This window comes from Legionella parisiensis, from assembly GCF_001467945.1.
Classification (GTDB): domain Bacteria; phylum Pseudomonadota; class Gammaproteobacteria; order Legionellales; family Legionellaceae; genus Legionella; species Legionella parisiensis.
This window is the reverse complement of record NZ_LNYQ01000012.1, coordinates 325472-342362: the sequence shown is the minus strand read 5'-3', so window position 1 is coordinate 342362 and position 16891 is coordinate 325472. Positions and strand designations below refer to the sequence as shown.

Here is a 16891-nt window from a genome sequence, read left to right as displayed (position 1 = left end):
TATTTTCGTCAAGTGCCACTAAAATAATCAAAATTTTAAATAAACACAACTTGACTTGTATCCTTTTTTTAAATAGCATGGCTCGAATTTAATCAACCCTAGGGGTGCTACTATGGAATCAAAACTTAATATAGATGATAGAAGAAATAGAGACGAAGAATATACCAGCGAATACACTCAATACCCCACTAGCTATTCCCGCACATCTGAACGACCTGTAATTATTGAAGATAAAAATGATGAGAACTCTTATTTTGATTTGTTCTTAGGAAATGCAGAGCAAAAAAAAGAAATAACAGCTGACCTTAAATTGAAAGCATCTCAAAGTTTTGCCTATGCAAAAGAAAATTTGCCCGGATTTTTCACTCCCTTTAAAAGCAAAAAAGAATTTGGCATTGTTGCCACATCTCCTTTATCCTTACCCATAGCTTCAGCGCTTATTGCTGGTGTTGCAGTGATTGGTTCCATTGGCACAACACTAACTGCGCTTGGCAGCTTAGTTTTTGCAGCCGGTTATAGTTTAGATGGCTTACGCAAAGGTCATGAAGAGTCAAAAACAAAAGCACACGATGCACTAATTCTTGCTGCAAAAGCAGGTATTGTTGCTGCAGTTTGTGCTGCAGTTGCAGTTGTTGCTGCCCTGTTTACCGCCGTTATATTCCCACTAGCGCTTGCTTATGGGCTGAGCCGTAGTGTTGCAACAGGCATTGTAGCTGGTACTGCAAAAGTTAATGAGTGCATGTCTTCTTGTAGTAGCGAAGAAGATCATAGCTCTAGTTACAGTCATAATTAATCATAAACATCCTTAAATGAGTTGGGCTTTTTTTAGCCCAACTAATAATCTATAATAAGTTTTTCCGCCCCCTTTAAAGCATATTTTAATTACTTAATCAAATCACTGCCCGTTCCAGAATAAATTTTTCCTTGTTTTTTTATATTATTCTGGTTAAAAATAGTAGGCACAGGAAGATTATTCAACAGAAAAGGAATTCACATGGCTACCAATGACGAAGAGCTTCAACTACTTATCGAGATCGATACTCCCAAAGCAATAGAACAAAAAGAATTACAAAAAACACCGATAGAAGAAATACAAACCAAACTACAACGCATACAATCCGATGCTGAACCCGAACAAGACAAACTCCAAAAAATCACCATAACTAAAGAAATATTTGAGCAAATCAGAAAAAGTCTACAAGACACTGTCAAAAGTATGGAAAAAAATCCAAGTATGTTTTCGCGAGCTGCAGAATACTGGGGTGAATTACCGCTTTGGCAAAAAATTGTTGGGGGGGTCGCATTAACCGTTCCTACGCTAATCATGGGTATTGTCGCCCACATTGGTTTTCTTTTGGCCATTTGCGGGGTCACAGCAATTACTTATACAGCCGGAGGCCTCATTCTTGATGATCATCATAAATGCAGCACCAGCGCTGTCGAAAGCTTGCAAAAAGGTATTTTAGGTTTGGCTGATCTTCTTGAGTTAACCATTAATGCCCTGGATATTATTCGCCAACAATTAGCAGTAGAAATTCAAAAATTTGCCAAAGAAAATGTAAGGCTTGTAGAAAATATCGACGAATTAAGCAAGCAAATTGATGCGATAGACAAACAAGTTATGGCTACCTCCAAAATAAATGTAGCGTTAGGTGAAACCAAAGATGGATTAGAAGCAGCCTCAGGTATACTCAAAGAAGGCGTCACGCAACACGCTGATTTTTTAAGGCAAAACCAAGAGAAACTAGATCGTATTACTGAAGCATACAGCAGCAGCCGAAAGGAATTAGCGGAAAAAGTTCTTGAGGTTAAAAAGGTACGGGATGAACTTGGAGAGGATCTTCAGCGAGCTAAATCAATGATAGATACATTGCACTCCACTATATCGCAACTATCAACCACTGCCATTGGCAATGAAGCACAACGTCTGGCATTTCAAGAAAAACTGAATATCTTCATAGAGGATAAAGAATCAAGTTTTCTCTTAATCGCTGATCGCATCTGTGAAGCAGAACGCAAGCTTGCCCTGACGCAAAGAGAATTAGAAAACTCCAATGCGCGCTATCAAGAGCTTCTTAAAATACAGGAGCGACACATAGACACGCTTAAAACGCTGAGCACCCCTTCGGATCAAGCCCCCCAAATAACTCCCGTTGGCGAATTACTAGCTAAAAAAGGATTTTACGCGCAAAAACAAGAAACGGGAGTCCTTGGGACAACAGACCCTGTAGTATCACTCGAAGCAACTATGTAATACGATTCATATCTCCCTCCCCTCTCCACATGTTTTTGCTTAACTGGTGAGGGGATATTTACGATGCTCCATAACACTGCAGCGCATTTAAAATGCCGTGCTTTATTCCTTTTTTCCTTGTAAAGTCAAATTATATGCTTCTAAAGCCGCTTTGACTGCTGCACGTTCGCTGATTAGTTGATACCATTCAAGTAAACGAGCAAACCGCTGCTCATCAATGGTCTGCTGGTAAAAAATTTGAAAACAGTAAATCCAGGGCCAAATTGCCATATCCGCAATAGTATAATCCGCGCCACCTATATACGAACATTGGGTCAATTGTTTTTCCATAACACCAAGCAAACGATCACTTTCGTCTGCATAACGTTTCAATGCATGAGGAACCTTTTCTGTGGCGCGATGAAAATAGCCTAATTGACCAAACATGGGCCCTATATGTGCCGCTTGGAAAAAACACCATTGCAAAATAGTATATTTCTCTGTCAATGATTCAGGTAAAAACTTACCATGTTTTTCGGCAAGATATTCCAATATAGCGACGCTTTCAAACAAATAAAAATCTTTTTGCGAATCATATAAAACCGGGACTTTATTATTCGGTGAAATTTTTAAAAATTCAGGATTAAACTGCTCTCCTTTAGAAATATCAATTAACTGAAGCGTATAAGATTGAGACAACTCGTGCAGCATAATTGTCGGCTTAATACCATTAGGCGTACCCCATGAGTACAAGGTATACATAAGAACCTCCTTGTTTTAATTCTTGATTTGAAAGAGCGTAAATTTTTTCTTCGATTAACTCCCACCAGATTAATGACAAGATAGACTATAATTCTAAAGAAACCCAATTATTTTTTTAGTCTAATTTTAGAAATCATATGCAAAAAAGGACTTAACATGAGCCTTAAAGATAAAGTGGCTATTCTTGGCAGTTCCCGCACACCTTTTGTCAAATCACAAACCTACTATTTGGGAAAATCCAATCAGGATTTGCTGGGTACAGCCTTAGCTCATCTCATCGATAGAAACAAACTCCAAGGTGAGTTATTAGGTGATTTTATTGCAGGAGCAATTATGAATCATCCTTTTGACTGGAATCTTGCTCGTGAAACTGTTTTAGGGAGCTCCCTCTCTCCTGAAACTCCTGGGTTGACCATACAACGTGCCTGTGGTACTGGTTTAGAAGCAGTTAACCTTATTGCCCTAAAAATTGCCAGTGGACAAATCGCAGCAGGTATCGGCGGAGGAACAGATACTAATTCAGATACCCCATTAATTGGCCAACGAAGGTTGACCCATTTTTTAATCAAATTTCAAAATGCTAAAGGATTTAAGGAAAAACTTAAGTTGCTCAAGGAGTTCCGGTTCGGTATGTTAAAACCTGAGGTCCCGGAAGTACGTGAACCTCGAACACATTTATCTATGGGTGAACATTGTGAGTTAATGGTTAAAGAATGGCAAATTTCGCGAAAGGATCAAGATGAATTGGCCCTTCGCTCACATCAAAATGCCACACAAGCTTATGATGAAGGGTTCTATGAAGATTTGATTGCACCTCTTGATTCCTTAAAACGAGATACAATTACGCGCAAAGACACATCTTTGGAAAAATTATCTGCTTTAAAACCTTCTTTTGATAAATCAGATAAAGGCAGTTTGACTGCAGGAAACTCGACTCCACTCACTGATGGCGCCGCCGTTGTTTTATTAAGCACTCCTGAATGGGCAAAAAAACATCACCTGGAACCCCTCGCTTATTTTATGGACTGCGAAGTAGCTGCAGTAGATTTCGTGCATGGCGCAGGTCTATTAATGGCTCCAACCATTGCCGTTGCACGTTTGTTGGCACGACATCGACTCAAATTGCACGATTTTGATTATTACGAAATTCATGAAGCATTTGCCGGACAGGTACTGTGTACTTTAAAAGCCTGGGAATCTGCTGAATACTGTCAAAAAGTTTTGAACCTCAAGAAACCTTTAGGAAGTATTGATACACAAAAAATGAACATTAAGGGCGGGAGTCTTGCCCTTGGCCATCCCTTCGCAGCTACAGGTGGACGCATAGTTGGTGCAGCAGCCAAAATACTGGCCGATCAAGGTCAAGGACGCATTCTTCTAAGTGTCTGCACTGCAGGGGGAATGGGTGTTGCGGCAATTATTGAACGTTAGCACACTTCTCGGATAATGAGATCGGTTTTTCGTTTCTACGCCCCGATAATTCATCAAGCGTTAATGAGCGTGTACGTATTGACTTCTGACTCGTGTATTCTTTCAGAATGCATTTCCCTGGATTTAGTAGCAAAAAAATTACTTGCCAGATAAGCGCTTATCCCCACGGTTGAAGAAACTGTCTCCGTAACAGCAAAAGAAGGATTTTGGGTGGCTCCATTCGGTTTAATGAAAAAACCGCCTCCATAAGTAGCGTTTACGGTTGCATCAACTGCTTTTTTTAGTAAAACGTTCCAATTTTCAAAATATAGAGGAACGGTAAAGTTACTCTCTCCTAAATCGACTGTTACCTTAAAAGGTTGAGTTATCACTGCTCCATTATAATGTTCCCCATATACTTTCTCTCCATTAGGAGGGTAGGTAACATCGGGGAATACCTTGCCTGAAAAATAGAGAAACGCTGCTGTAACTCCATTACTGAGCATGACTGTAGATATCGAGCTGCTAAACGCTTCAGCAGTCACATAAAGGTATTCTTTCAACTGAGGATTGCTAATTTGAATTCCTTTGCGCTGAGCGTAAAAACGCCGTTCCTCCCTGTTTTCTTGCCAGTGATTCATATTAGCGCCTAAAGTTTTTAAGACAATGCCTGAGCCAATACATATGGTACTAATCGAGCTAACCATTCCCAAGCTGATGTAATCCGTCAGATTATATGCCGGCGTATCATTATTTAACTGGTTACTGTAAGAGAATGGGAGCCATTCAGGAATATTATAATTCAAATTTGTAACATTAATTCCTAGAGAAAAATTACCCACGGCATGCACACCCCCATAGTATGCTGCATTAACTTCCTGCAAAGGAAGCACGTTAGATAATGCATAGGCAGCTCCGCCAAGAGTGCATGCCAGTGTACCGCATGTGCTCATGGTATCTGCCACGGCATGTACCGTTGTATCTAAAACCCAATTGGTTGCCGTCCAAAATCTATCCGCCCATCCCATCGCTACATCCCTTTTAACACAATTATCTTCGTTTAAAACGTTACTTACATTTTAGGGTCTGTTTACAGGCCCCATAGGTTTGCTAATAAAAATGATATTAGAATATCAGCAAAATATTGCTTGCTATCAGAACATATCTAGTGCAACCGGTCAATGAGTTACAAGCCGAACTTAAGACGGTGTTTTAAAAGACAGAAGGATATGAACTCTGTTACTCTGCTAAAAATGACGCAAATAAGCATTCAATTCATCTGCTCGGTTGGTAAAAAGCCAGTTTACTCCTCGATTTAATTCTCTGTATAAGCTGTATTTAGAATCGACCATACCCACACCGACAATTTTTTCGGCTGCTTTGAATTGGTTAACTATTTTATTGTTGATCAAAAAATAATGGCCTAGTACACCACCATAATTCTCATTTAAACTGGCGTTACAAAATTGATGCACATTACAATGTGATGCAACCAGCAAAAGAGCTTCCTTGGGAAAGTGTGACAATGAATAAAAAATTGCAGAATCTAGGGTTAACAAATGGTAGTTTTCACCAGCAGATAACCCATTTAAAGCCTCTAATAAAATATCCTCATTCTGAAAAGGTGCTTTTAGTTCAATCAGCAAATGCATACTCTTCCCGTAGGTAGCAACAACCTCATTAAGCGTGGGCACATCAGGAGCCAGAGTCCTTAGTTCATTAAAACTCAGGTCAGCAATTGTTCGCTCATGGTTCCAGAGACGCTTTAAAGTAGGATCATGATTTACCACCAGCACTTTATCTGCTGTTGTGCGGACGTCAAATTCAATTCCCCAGCATTTCAATTCTTTTGCCAAATTAAATGCAGCAAGCGTATTTTCAATAATACCCTGTGCTTGATTATGGGCACCTCTATGTGCAATCAAACGAGCGGACTTAACGACTTCCATCGAGGGTTTATCCCTGGGAATGATGGCAAAAAAACCATCCACTGTTTTTTCTAATAAATTAAGAAACACGACAAATTTCCTGATCTCTTTATATTAAGTATAGTTATTCTATGTGGGTAAAATTGAAAACGCAAAAATACTGATTTCTCTTGCAATTTGTGTAAGAATAAGGGGTTTTTAAATCTATGATTGGTATATGCCTCTAATTACCACCAATATTAATCAGGTTATCAATGACTTACATCAAGGAAAACCTGTAGCCATACCTACAGAAACTGTCTATGGGTTAGCCGCGCCTATTAATAATGAAAAAGCAATTAGAGCTGTTTTTGAGATGAAGGGTAGACCCTTAAATCATCCCTTAATTGTCCATGTTCCACAAAACTGGGATCTCAGTACCCTGGTCGAAGATATTCCTGCTTATGCGCAGCAACTCATTCAGAAATTTTGGCCAGGTCCTCTAACGCTCGTCCTGCATTGCAAACGGGGTCACATCAATCCTCTAATCACAGGTGGCCAGACTACGATAGCCATCAGATGTCCAGCCCACCCAATAGCCCAGGAACTATTAACAAAATTAGGTATCCCACTGGTAGCCCCTTCAGCCAACCCCTTTGGGAAAGTTAGTCCTACTACTGCACAGCATGTTAGCGAATCATTTCCCAACGTAGAGGTCACCATATTAGATGGGGGCCGTTGTAGCGTAGGCATTGAATCGACCATCATTGATGCGACTCATGCAGAAAACTATCAAATTTTACGTCACGGGCTTATTGATGAAAAAACTCTAGCCGAAGTGATTGCGACCCCCTCCTTTCACCTTGAGAGTACTGTACGTGTGCCCGGAAAGCTGGAAAGCCATTACCAACCGCAAAAAATCTTATATTATTTTGTCAGCTATGAAGATCTGGCGGATTTTTGTCAAAAAAATCGAGATAAAATTTATGTTATTGCAAGCAAACGACCGATGAACATCCATGAAGATCATTTTCATCTTTTGGCAGATGATCCCGAAAAATTGGCCTTTGACTTGTACTATCAATTGAGAAAAGCGGATGCAGCCGATGTTCAAATCATTGCAATCGAACTTCCCCCAGAGACAGGAAATTGGCAAGGAGTGCGAGAACGTATTTTAAAAGCAGGAACGCCTTATTCCACCTGATCTAGGAAGGTCACCTTAGGACGTATGCATTCCTTAAAGCTCGTTTTCCGAGGTAGTATCGGAGTCCTAAAATCGCAGCATTTTGGCCAAGAAAGCAGAATAATAAACAGGCTCTCATATTAATCTGAAAAAGCCATTGACAGTTCAACAAAATATGAGTAACTTAGCGGCCACAATGCCGAGGTGGTGGAATTGGTAGACACGCTAGCTTCAGGTGCTAGTGGGGGCAACTCCGTGGAGGTTCGAGTCCTCTTCTCGGTACCATTGATGGTTTTAAAACTTTAATGCCCTGCTCATTTGAATTTATGGATAAGCACCACCTGGTTTCGTTGTTGTTGGAGAAGTAGTGGCTGGTGTTGCAGATGTCGGTTGAGAAGTATCAGTGAGGTTATTCGACAAAAAATCCATACCAATGCATTTTCCTAGATTATTGCCCCATGTTGATGCATCTTTATTGTCTAGGTTTACGGGTAATTCTGAATAAAATTTTGTTTTACATTTATCAAAACTTACTGAAATTAATGCTACGCATTTATCATAGCTAATATTAGCGTTTACAAGCAGTTTATTCGTCTTCGGATCATCTACTAATTGCCGGCACATTTTCGCTGGAGCTTGCTCTTTGAAAGAGGCTAACCATTCATCTTTAGTCACGCTCTTACTTGAGGCGGCTAGTGCTATTGTGGAAAACAATATACTGTTCATTCCGATTATTGCAGTTAAACTTTTATTGGGCATGTTGGTTATTCCCTTAAATGTATTAATAAAAGGATAGACTTAAATGTTATGTTTTTCTAAACAAATCACACAAAATCATTTTTGTGTAAGCTGTTTCCACGTAAGTAGGTTAAAATTAATTCGCTTAACCCATTCTATAGGGAGATTCTCATGAAAATTATCGTTAGTGGTGGAACAGGATTCGTTGGTCAAACATTAGTGCCAGAGTTACTTCGGTCTGGACACGAAATTTATGTTATAGGACGAGATGAAAAAAAAATTAACCATATGTTTTCAAATACAGTTCATGGAACCACTTGGGATAAGCTAAATACATTAAACCCAAATGAATTTGATGTGATCATTAATTTGGCTGGTGAAAATATTGCCGATCATCGGTGGAGTGCTAAAACAAAAGAAACGCTACTTTCAAGTAGAATTGAAACGACCAATCAATTAGTTCTCTGGGGAATAAAGGCCGATACTAAAAAACCTCACTTATATAACGCAAGTGCTGTTGGCATTTATGGTTTACAGAAGAAACTGGCACAAGACCATATTACATTTACCGAAACTACCCCACCCATTGATTCTCCTGAACCCAGTTTTGCAAACCAACTGGTTAGTCAGTGGGAAGAGACTGCAAAAAAGGGATTTGATATGGGCATGCCTGTTACGCTTATGCGTTTTGGTGTGGTTCTAAAGCGGGGGGAAGGAATGTTAAAAAAACTGGAGTTGCCTACTCGATATGGAATGGGAGCGGTAGTTGGAACTGGAGAACAACCTTTAGCATGGATTGACAGCACCGACCACGTGGAAGCAATCATGTTTTTGTTAGCGCACCCAGAGATTACAGGCCCAGTGAACCTGGTAGCGCCGGAGTGTGTGTCACAAAAAACATTTACTAAAACATTTGCCCAGGTATTAAAAAAACCTGCTTTTTTGTGGATGCCGGCATGGATTATACAGCTTTTATTTGGTCAAATGGGTGAGGAGTTATTATTGTCGGGACAAACCGTTGCACCTCAGCGATTGTCGGAATATCAATTTAACTTCAAATACCCAACTTTATTATCTGCTTTAACTAAAGAATTTGGAGGTTAAAATTATTATGAGTCTTCGCTTATTGTCTTTAGACGAAGTCAAACAAAGCATCACCATGAGTCAAGCAATTAAGGCGATGGAAAACGCATTTATTCAATTAGCAAGACAACAAGTTAAACTACCTTTAAGAACCGGGATTGCTATTGATGAAGAAGATGCACTTACGTTAACCATGCCGGCATATCTTGCCCAAGATAAAGCTTTAGGTTTGAAGGTGGCTTCTATTTTTCCTAAAAATAGCACCCTCAACAAACCTTCTATCACGGGTTTTATCATGTTGCTTGATGCCAGTACTGGCGAGCCCAAAGCGCTCATGGATGCAGGTTATTTGACTGCATTAAGAACTGGGGCAGTTTCTGGATTGGCCACTCAATATTTTGCAGCAGATAACGCAACTCATGTTGCAATTATTGGCTCAGGAGTACAGGCAGAAACACAACTTGAAGCCGTAGCAAACGTACGCGATATAAAGCAGGTATCGGTATGGTCAAGAAACATTAAGAATGCAGAGCAATTTGCAACTAAGTTCGCAGACCAATATGCCATCAACGTATATGACAGCATTTCTTTAGCAGTTAAAGATACGGATATCATCTGCACCGCAACCGCAAGTGCTGAGCCGTTAATCCATATGCATGATATAGAGCCGCATGTTCATATTAATGCTATAGGCTCACACACTGCCCATATGAAAGAAATCAGCAATGATGTACTAAAACATGGCGTAGTAATTGTGGATCAATTAAGCGCTGTTATGGCCGAAGCAGGTGAAATTATCAGCGCTGTGGAGAAGAAGCAGTTACAACAAGAAGATATTATTGAGATAGGTGATTGGTTAATGCATAAAAGTGCAGACTTCAAAAACAAGATTACTGTTTTCAAATCAGTTGGACTTTCAATACAGGATCTAAGTGTTGCCTCTGTTGTTTATCAAAATGCCATGGATAAAAAGTTGGGTACTCTCTTTGCATTAAATTGATTGATACTAAACCGCAGCCTGGGTGCAACCCAGGCTATTCAACAGCTACATTTCGTGCTATTTAATTTCACCAATTGCCTCGCCTAAGCGGATTGTACTTCCTGCTTTTAAAGCGGGACTCCAATGTACTTGCGTGTCGTTTGCAAACAGTAAAACTACGGTTGATCCCAATTTAAAGTATCCCATTTCATCACCTTGGGCAAGCTTCTGTTCTTGCTCTTGATTGTACTCAAAATCAACACGGGTCTTACTGCGTTTAATGTCCCCATTCCAACTGGTTCCTATCGCTCCAACGATGGTTGCACCAACCATCACCATAACCATAAGGCCTGCTGCGGTAGAACAAAAGATAACGAGTCGCTCATTACGCGCGAATAATTTTGGCACAACTCGAGCAGTTGAGGGTTGAACTGAAAATAAAGCACCTGGAATATAGGTCATCGAGGTGATTTTGGCATCCATAGGCATATGCACACGATGGTAATCTTTAGGCGATAAATACAAAGTAGCAAAATGCCCATTAATAAATTGGGCAGCTACATCGTTATTACATGCTAAAAGATCAGTCACGGAATAATATCGACCTTTTGCTTGAATTAATTGACCCTGCTCTATAGATCCAATTTCACTAACACAGCCATCTACAGGTGAAATAATATCGGCATCGGCTAAGGGCCTACACTCTGGCTTTAATTGACGAATAAAAAAATCATTAAAACAGGTGTATGCAGTGTGGTCTTCAATTAAAGCCTCACTCATATTAACGTGATATTTCCTTATAAATCGTTGAATGATGTAATTTTTTACTTTGACATTTTTCACCTCAGCCAAACAACCAGCAAGACTGGTAAGCCCATGCTGAGGAATCAGGTATTGGGGTAATGTTTTTATTAAATCAAAGGACATGTGAAGCTCTCAAGCATTCTAAAAAAAGTGAATAATAACGTATACTTCCAGCGGCCACAAACAGGGTTGTGATCACTTGAAGTATAGTGGTAAATTTTAAATTGTTTCTTAACAAGTATAACCAGAAGTAAGTTGTAATTGTCGATGCGAAGCAGAAATCGTTTCGTGATGGTATCTCATATTATTAAGACAATGCGATTTAGTTGTATGTTCTTCCAAATTTAACTGAGCAATTAATTTATATTTAGGCTCTTCCAGCAATACCGTATAATTACTCACTTCTTTTTTAATTGCTTCCACTATTTTAACAAACAAACATTCGTTCAATGTTGAAGACTCTCCCCCATTCATGAAGATCATAGCCAGTACTTTCGCATTACAATTCCCCTTTAAATAACCTTCTACTTCTGATCTCCTGGAGGCTCCCAAAAGACTTCCCCATGTTTTCGATTCATATTTTGACAATGAAGAAGAAATTAAGCTTTTAAATGATTTATCAGTGAGGGAATCTACCCAATCATAAATCGTCCGATACAACATGGCGATGCCCCCGTCACTATAAGGATGAGTAAATCGTTTATCTTTCTTGGCAAAAGCCACCACATCGCGAGTAAAATCATTGATTCCTTTTTCAAAACTTTTATCTCTGATCGCAAGATCAATACTTGGTATAGGATGCTTTTGCAACATTAGAGGAGTAAGACCTTGCACAAGTAAAGTATTCAATGCTCCATCTTGCTGGGTTCCTGAGCTTAAAATATAGGCCAAACGATTATCACCAGTTTCATTTATGCTTGTTTTTAAATAGGTCTTCACCGGTTCAACCCTTTGACGGAATGAAAACGTAGACACTAAGGGTGCATATTTTTTATCTATAATTTCATTGATATAACGCTCCAACTCATCGGGTTTGAGACTTTTTGCCCAAACAAACAATGAATCATAGTATTGTTGTTTCACATCTTCATGCGTAAAAGGCAGAACTTCTCGCTTCACAGCCAGTAATGCTTCCTCCATAAGTTCGTCTGTAGTCGTCAAATGCAATTGGAAATTGACCTGTTCTGCCATGAGCTTAAGGCTTGATGCAATACTATTAAATTCAGAAGCATGGGTTGTTGTATTCGCCAGGACTTGACGAATTTTTAGGTTATACGTTTGATGGAGTAAACTCAGCTTATTTGAAAATTCAAGATTGTCTTCTTCAGTAAGATCCTGACGCTCTTTTTCATAATAGGCCTTTGTAATTTCACGAAACTCATTAACAAAGGCAATCAAAAATAATGATGCATCACGCAACTTACTGTCTTTATCGACACTTAGTTTTGCTTGGATTGCTTCAGCAGAAAGCACAGGAAGATTTCCAAATAACTCCCAGGCACTGGTTAAACTATCATCTGTGGCTTTTTTGCTTTCCAGTTCGGAAATTTGTACATATGGAGGATTGGTGGCATCCTTAAGTATTGTGTTTGTGAGTCTGTAGGCGCTGTGGATCAACTCTTTTATTATCGGAGCAAATGCATCACGCCAAACCTGATGATATCGTTTTTGTAATTCATCAGGATTGTACTTTAGATCTTCTTCATTAGCATAGGTTGTTTCATTTTCCTTTTGGCTCCATTCCAAAATCTTGCGATAAAAAGAAGGCTTTTGGTAAAGAGCTAAATAAGTAGGCGGCAAAGGTAATCCATAACCATTGTCCATACACCCCATGTAAAAAACTACCACTCGATATAAGTTATCATAGTGTTCTTGATATAAATCCATCATAAAATCAACAAATGATTTTTTGTCTGTCTTTTCATTGCAAAAGCGGGGATACAGCTTTTCATATTTTTCTCGTAAGTCAGGATCTGTCTCTTCTAAAGAAGTGTAATTTAAAGGCAGATCACCAAAAAGCTCTGTTAAACGTTGACGTTGTAGTTCAGGCTGAAAAGTTAATAATGCTTTTAAAGCCGCTGCAAGCTTCTGCTCTTGCGCAAGTGAATTTTGTGCCAGGCGCGCAAATTCCCCTGGATCTGCATAGGCTTTAGGCAACATTTTAAGCGCTTGCTCTTGTACTCCAGGTATAATTAGTGGAATAGTCTCTTGCCCCGGATGCTCATAAGGAGGCCAATGATAAGGCATAGATTGCTGAACATTGGGAAAAGCCTCATAATCTCGGACCGTTAAAGTAACATGCTCTTTCGGTATACCGATTACTTTTCTTGGCACTTTCATATGAATAGTGAACCAATAGAAGAACATATCAAAATCAATATCCCCAGCCAGGCTTAGGTTATGGGGATGCGCATCATCATCATCAAGGAACCATCTGCCAAACAAAATTTCCATGATATTTTTTTCGACAAGGGTTTTAACGCTGGGCGCAACTTGTTCCTTTAAAGTACTGTTAATAGGAACGCCCTGACTTGCATAATGAAAAGGTTTAAAATCTTCAACACCAATAGATAATGTACCGATTACTTTTTCTTGTGTGTCCCCCCTTTTTGAGGTGATTTCCAGGATACTACTCTTTACCTTTTGCAGTTGCTCTATAGTTAAAGGTAGTTGGGGGTTAAAGTTTGGTATATCCTTTATCGCAATGGTATTCTTTTTTAAGCCATCCGGAGTTTTAACAATGTATTCGAGAAAGTCTTGCTCTAATTTAATATGAAGGGTGCCACTTTTTATATTTTTCACATCATCTGGCATTAATTCGAGATCATACTCCCCAAATACCAAACGCTCTTCAGCGGATCTTTTGCCTTGAAATAACCTTTTGAATGATGAAGTTGCTACACTGATTTTGGCTAATAATTCAGGATAGTGATTTTTAGGCTCTAATTTTTTAAAAAAAGCCTTCTTGACAACACCCTCTTCCTCAAAAGAAACCTTCCATGTTTCATGAGAGCTATCTGCAATTTTTTCTATATACGTGAGTTTACTATTTGTGAGTGCCTTTTTTGGAATTCCCATATTTTTTAATCCATTAAATCCCAGTCGTCCTTTTAGAATAGTTCATATTAGGCAGAAATATTCAATAAGTTCAAGAATAATTTTCAAACAGATAACAAGGAAACTAAACAGTTAAGATTCAAATACTTAGTGTATTGCTAAAAAATAATCACTCAGATCATGTTACTCTGCTTTTTAATGACGACTCATCATGCAAATTGCATGCCTGATTGAATCAAGATGACTAGTCCCGGGGGAGATTGGTTACGGGCTGTAGCTTTCTTTGGTTACTTTGATTTAACTCATTTGACACCATGATATAGGAAAGCACATTTCATTTTCATCTGAGTGCTCTAGATCGATAAGGTGAAGTACGTCCTTATCCAGTTCGCGTATCTCCTCTCCTGAACGAGTCTGGTTAAAAAACCAGAAATTACCCGTTTTGTAGTGTTTATATCCATTTGGCACGCCAAGGAATAGGGTACAGCTAATTATATTAGCAATAACAACTAAGGCATTGTATAAAAATCTATATAAATCAGACTCAATTTCAGGGTCGACAATTTTAAGAATTTCATTTTCAGCATTTTTTAATGTGGGATGCACTTCGGCGTAAGGATTCATGAGCGCATCATAAGAAAGGTTGTATAATGTTTTTCTATAAACTTCTTCCGCCCCCTTCCATTGTATATGCATGTCGCCGGATGATTTAGCCCCGGATAAACGCTCATGGATTTTCTTGCATTGCGCCTCGACTCGCAAAATAACTTGTCGAAACCGTTTAGCTTCTTCACTGTCTTCTTGTGCCGCCAATTCGATCAGTTCTTTTCTGAGCTTTAAGTCTTGCATTTGCCTGACGCAAATAAAACGCTCGCGCAATCTTTTAGCCAAAGCTAACTCTACTGGATCTTTTATCGCAAGTACTTTATTGCCTTGAGTCTGTACCCCGTGCACTACACCACTATAAAGAATTTCCATCAATAACGTTCTCATTTTACCCATCTCATTCGCTAATGGGGGTAAAAGCAAGCGTAAAGCTTGTCCTTTATTATCTTTTTCTAATACTAAGTGATATGTTTCAAGAGGGGCAGTAATGCCTGATTTTTTTAATAGCCGTAACGCGGTGCTTGCTGCTTTTAGCTCGTCGAGCGTTAACTTGCGTAATTTCGATGTTACATCATGAAGTCCTTGAAATTCTTTAGCAAAATGATGGGCAATTGATTTTTGTAAATGTTGGTGGGGATTTAAAGCAAGCTTTTCCAGATTTTCAATACTGATGGTTTTTGTTTGGTCCAAAGCTACCAAACTGGAAGCCAACAATGGATATTCCTTTGTTGCTGCAACGATTTGTTGATAACCATCTTCAGATAAAGATCCTTTGACCCAAAAAATCAAACAAAGTCGTCTGCAGTCTTCATCAGGCAAAGAAAAAATAAATTTTAATTCTTGGCGTTTTTTAGATTCTTTAAAAAATTTGGGAACATCTTCTGTCAGTGCTGGCTCTAACTCTACTAAACTGTCTATTGCACGGTAATAAGCTTCATTAGATAAAATAAGTTGAATTAAATCATATGGATAGGATTGTTGAATTAAAAATGGAAGTAACTTAATTTGTGTCTCATCTTTCATATAGCCGCTGAATTTTCTCATCAACTCAAGATTAGTAAGCAACTTCCGGTTTTGTTCATCAAGAATCCCATTTTTGTAAAATACGATGATGCTTTTTAATAGACTTTTATTAATGCGTTCATCATCAGTGAATTGAATTCCTTGAATTTCTTGACGTAATGGACTGGATTCAGATAAAAGCTCTTTGAGCAGAGAAACAGATAAGGAAATCTCATCTTGTATTTTGTATTGAAAAAGCAAATCCAGTACTGGATTTTCTGCAAATAATGCAGACAGATTAAGTTCAGCAAAAGAAATGGGATCGGGAAGGGGTGTCGTTTCTTGCTCTATTTGGAGTTTTCGCATCAATAGTGCTATACGCTGAACACTTAAGTTTATCTCGTTATTCCCCAGGACTGCATTTTGTAATAAAAAGCTCGGAATAGCGGAACCAATCTGCTGTAACAAAGGTTCTATAGATGACACAGAGGAAACGCTGACCCCAAAATCAGATGATTGAATAAACGGGGTTAAATCAAAACTTGATACACAGACCATTTCTCTTGCTTGCGGTTCTGCATGGCCATTTTTTATTAAACCAATTACCCACTGTTTTGGGTCATCCTTTCGATACATCACCATAATGCCGCAGTTCTCTCCTGCGTCATTAATGTAGGCAAAATCCTGACAACCTAAATTCGCATGGTAAACCGCTGAACTTTCCCCTTCCCTTTTGAGTGGCTCCCCCCCAAATAAATAAGACAAATTTCCTGCAGTCATATTACCGCGCAAATAATATTTCCCTAGAGCGTGTTTGCGCCAGATACTAAAATGTCTTATGGCCTGCTGTATCGTACCCAGAAAATTTACAGAGGGAAAATCCCCAATTATATTTGTGTCATCTTTTTGTTCTGCAACGACCCAGCCCTGTCCAAAAGCTTGGAAAATTTGTTCTGCGTTTCCCTTCAGCAAATAAGGCATAATTCATTCTCAATATGACAAATTGAAAGTATTATAACCAATAATTCATCGAGATGGTGATGGTTTTTTGCTAAAATTGCATTTTTAATACCTTTACCAAGTTATCATGGTGTGGATGACTTACTGACAACCTATTGAGGCAAGAA

General features: G+C 38.9%; 13 protein-coding genes and 1 tRNA gene. 7 read left to right on the top strand and 7 right to left on the bottom strand.

Features of this window, described 5'->3' with window-relative positions; genetic code table 11:
* The first annotated feature begins 112 nt into the window (after positions 1-112).
* The gene (locus Lpar_RS04180) at positions 113-793 is read left to right on the top strand and encodes a hypothetical protein (protein WP_058516729.1); all 681 of its coding nucleotides are present in this window, start codon (positions 113-115) and stop codon (positions 791-793) included.
* 201 nt (positions 794-994) lie between these two features.
* Positions 995-2254 (top strand): LegC2/C7 family Dot/Icm T4SS effector, encoded by a 1260-nt coding sequence (locus Lpar_RS04175; protein ID WP_058516728.1) that lies wholly within the window; start codon positions 995-997, stop codon positions 2252-2254.
* Between the two features lie 102 nt (positions 2255-2356).
* Here the strand turns inward: Lpar_RS04175 and Lpar_RS04170 are convergent, their stop codons facing one another.
* The gene (locus Lpar_RS04170) at positions 2357-2995 is read right to left on the bottom strand and encodes a glutathione S-transferase family protein (protein ID WP_058516727.1); all 639 of its coding nucleotides are present in this window, start codon (positions 2993-2995) and stop codon (positions 2357-2359) included.
* Positions 2996-3151: 156 nt separating this feature from the next.
* Between Lpar_RS04170 and Lpar_RS04165 the strand changes: the two genes are divergently transcribed.
* The gene (locus tag Lpar_RS04165) at positions 3152-4426 is read left to right on the top strand and encodes an acetyl-CoA C-acetyltransferase (RefSeq protein WP_058516726.1); all 1275 of its coding nucleotides are present in this window, start codon (positions 3152-3154) and stop codon (positions 4424-4426) included.
* Between the two features lie 53 nt (positions 4427-4479).
* Here Lpar_RS04165 and Lpar_RS04160 read toward each other — a convergent pair whose 3' ends face one another.
* Together Lpar_RS04160 and Lpar_RS04155 are read right to left on the bottom strand one after the other, a co-directional pair.
* Complete coding sequence (locus Lpar_RS04160; RefSeq protein WP_058516725.1) at positions 4480-5433, bottom strand: hypothetical protein; 954 nt, start codon at positions 5431-5433, stop codon at positions 4480-4482.
* A 219-nt stretch (positions 5434-5652) separates the two neighbouring features.
* On the bottom strand, positions 5653-6423 hold the full coding sequence (locus Lpar_RS04155) for a glycerophosphodiester phosphodiesterase (RefSeq protein ID WP_058516724.1): 771 nt from the start codon (positions 6421-6423) through the stop codon (positions 5653-5655).
* 127 nt (positions 6424-6550) lie between these two features.
* Between Lpar_RS04155 and Lpar_RS04150 the strand changes: the two genes are divergently transcribed.
* Positions 6551-7516: an L-threonylcarbamoyladenylate synthase gene (locus Lpar_RS04150; protein ID WP_058516723.1), complete on the top strand. Its 966-nt coding sequence runs from the start codon at positions 6551-6553 to the stop codon at positions 7514-7516.
* 177 nt (positions 7517-7693) lie between these two features.
* Positions 7694-7780: transfer RNA gene (locus tag Lpar_RS04145), tRNA-Leu, on the top strand.
* Positions 7781-7819: 39 nt separating this feature from the next.
* On the opposite strand, the gene Lpar_RS04140 is transcribed toward Lpar_RS04145, so the two are convergent.
* Positions 7820-8254 carry a hypothetical protein gene (locus Lpar_RS04140; protein WP_058516722.1) on the bottom strand — a complete coding sequence of 145 codons (435 nt, stop codon included), beginning with the start codon at positions 8252-8254 and terminating at the stop codon, positions 7820-7822.
* Between the two features lie 150 nt (positions 8255-8404).
* Here Lpar_RS04140 and Lpar_RS04135 point away from each other — a divergent pair, with 150 nt between their 5' ends.
* Together Lpar_RS04135 and Lpar_RS04130 are read left to right on the top strand one after the other, a co-directional pair.
* Entirely contained in the window at positions 8405-9337 is a 933-nt protein-coding gene (locus Lpar_RS04135; protein ID WP_058516721.1) for a TIGR01777 family oxidoreductase, read from the top strand.
* 7 nt (positions 9338-9344) lie between these two features.
* Complete coding sequence (locus Lpar_RS04130) at positions 9345-10316, top strand: ornithine cyclodeaminase family protein (protein ID WP_058516720.1); 972 nt, start codon at positions 9345-9347, stop codon at positions 10314-10316.
* Positions 10317-10373: 57 nt separating this feature from the next.
* On the opposite strand, the gene asd is transcribed toward Lpar_RS04130, so the two are convergent.
* The 3 genes from asd to Lpar_RS04115 form a co-directional block, all read right to left on the bottom strand.
* Entirely contained in the window at positions 10374-11222 is an 849-nt protein-coding gene (asd, locus tag Lpar_RS04125) for an archaetidylserine decarboxylase (RefSeq protein WP_058516719.1), read from the bottom strand.
* A gap of 108 nt (positions 11223-11330) precedes the next feature.
* Positions 11331-14177, bottom strand: coding sequence for a hypothetical protein (locus Lpar_RS04120; protein ID WP_058516718.1), 2847 nt, complete (start codon positions 14175-14177; stop codon positions 11331-11333).
* A gap of 276 nt (positions 14178-14453) precedes the next feature.
* Positions 14454-16745: a hypothetical protein gene (locus tag Lpar_RS04115; RefSeq protein WP_058516717.1), complete on the bottom strand. Its 2292-nt coding sequence runs from the start codon at positions 16743-16745 to the stop codon at positions 14454-14456.
* Positions 16746-16891: the final 146 nt, after the last annotated feature.

What these genes read in the sequence shown, in the direction of transcription:
- Lpar_RS04180 (WP_058516729.1), top strand. Translation starts at nt 113, where the DNA reads ATGGAATCAAAACTTAATATAGATGATAGAAGAAATAGAGACGAAGAA.
- Lpar_RS04175 (WP_058516728.1), top strand. Translation starts at nt 995, where the DNA reads ATGGCTACCAATGACGAAGAGCTTCAACTACTTATCGAGATCGATACT.
- Lpar_RS04170 (WP_058516727.1), bottom strand. Translation starts at nt 2,995, where the DNA reads ATGTATACCTTGTACTCATGGGGTACGCCTAATGGTATTAAGCCGACA.
- Lpar_RS04165 (WP_058516726.1), top strand. Translation starts at nt 3,152, where the DNA reads ATGAGCCTTAAAGATAAAGTGGCTATTCTTGGCAGTTCCCGCACACCT.
- Lpar_RS04160 (WP_058516725.1), bottom strand. Translation starts at nt 5,433, where the DNA reads ATGGGATGGGCGGATAGATTTTGGACGGCAACCAATTGGGTTTTAGAT.
- Lpar_RS04150 (WP_058516723.1), top strand. Translation starts at nt 6,551, where the DNA reads ATGCCTCTAATTACCACCAATATTAATCAGGTTATCAATGACTTACAT.
- Lpar_RS04140 (WP_058516722.1), bottom strand. Translation starts at nt 8,254, where the DNA reads ATGCCCAATAAAAGTTTAACTGCAATAATCGGAATGAACAGTATATTG.
- Lpar_RS04135 (WP_058516721.1), top strand. Translation starts at nt 8,405, where the DNA reads ATGAAAATTATCGTTAGTGGTGGAACAGGATTCGTTGGTCAAACATTA.
- Lpar_RS04130 (WP_058516720.1), top strand. Translation starts at nt 9,345, where the DNA reads ATGAGTCTTCGCTTATTGTCTTTAGACGAAGTCAAACAAAGCATCACC.
- asd (WP_058516719.1), bottom strand. Translation starts at nt 11,222, where the DNA reads ATGTCCTTTGATTTAATAAAAACATTACCCCAATACCTGATTCCTCAG.
- Lpar_RS04120 (WP_058516718.1), bottom strand. Translation starts at nt 14,177, where the DNA reads ATGGGAATTCCAAAAAAGGCACTCACAAATAGTAAACTCACGTATATA.
- Lpar_RS04115 (WP_058516717.1), bottom strand. Translation starts at nt 16,745, where the DNA reads ATGCCTTATTTGCTGAAGGGAAACGCAGAACAAATTTTCCAAGCTTTT.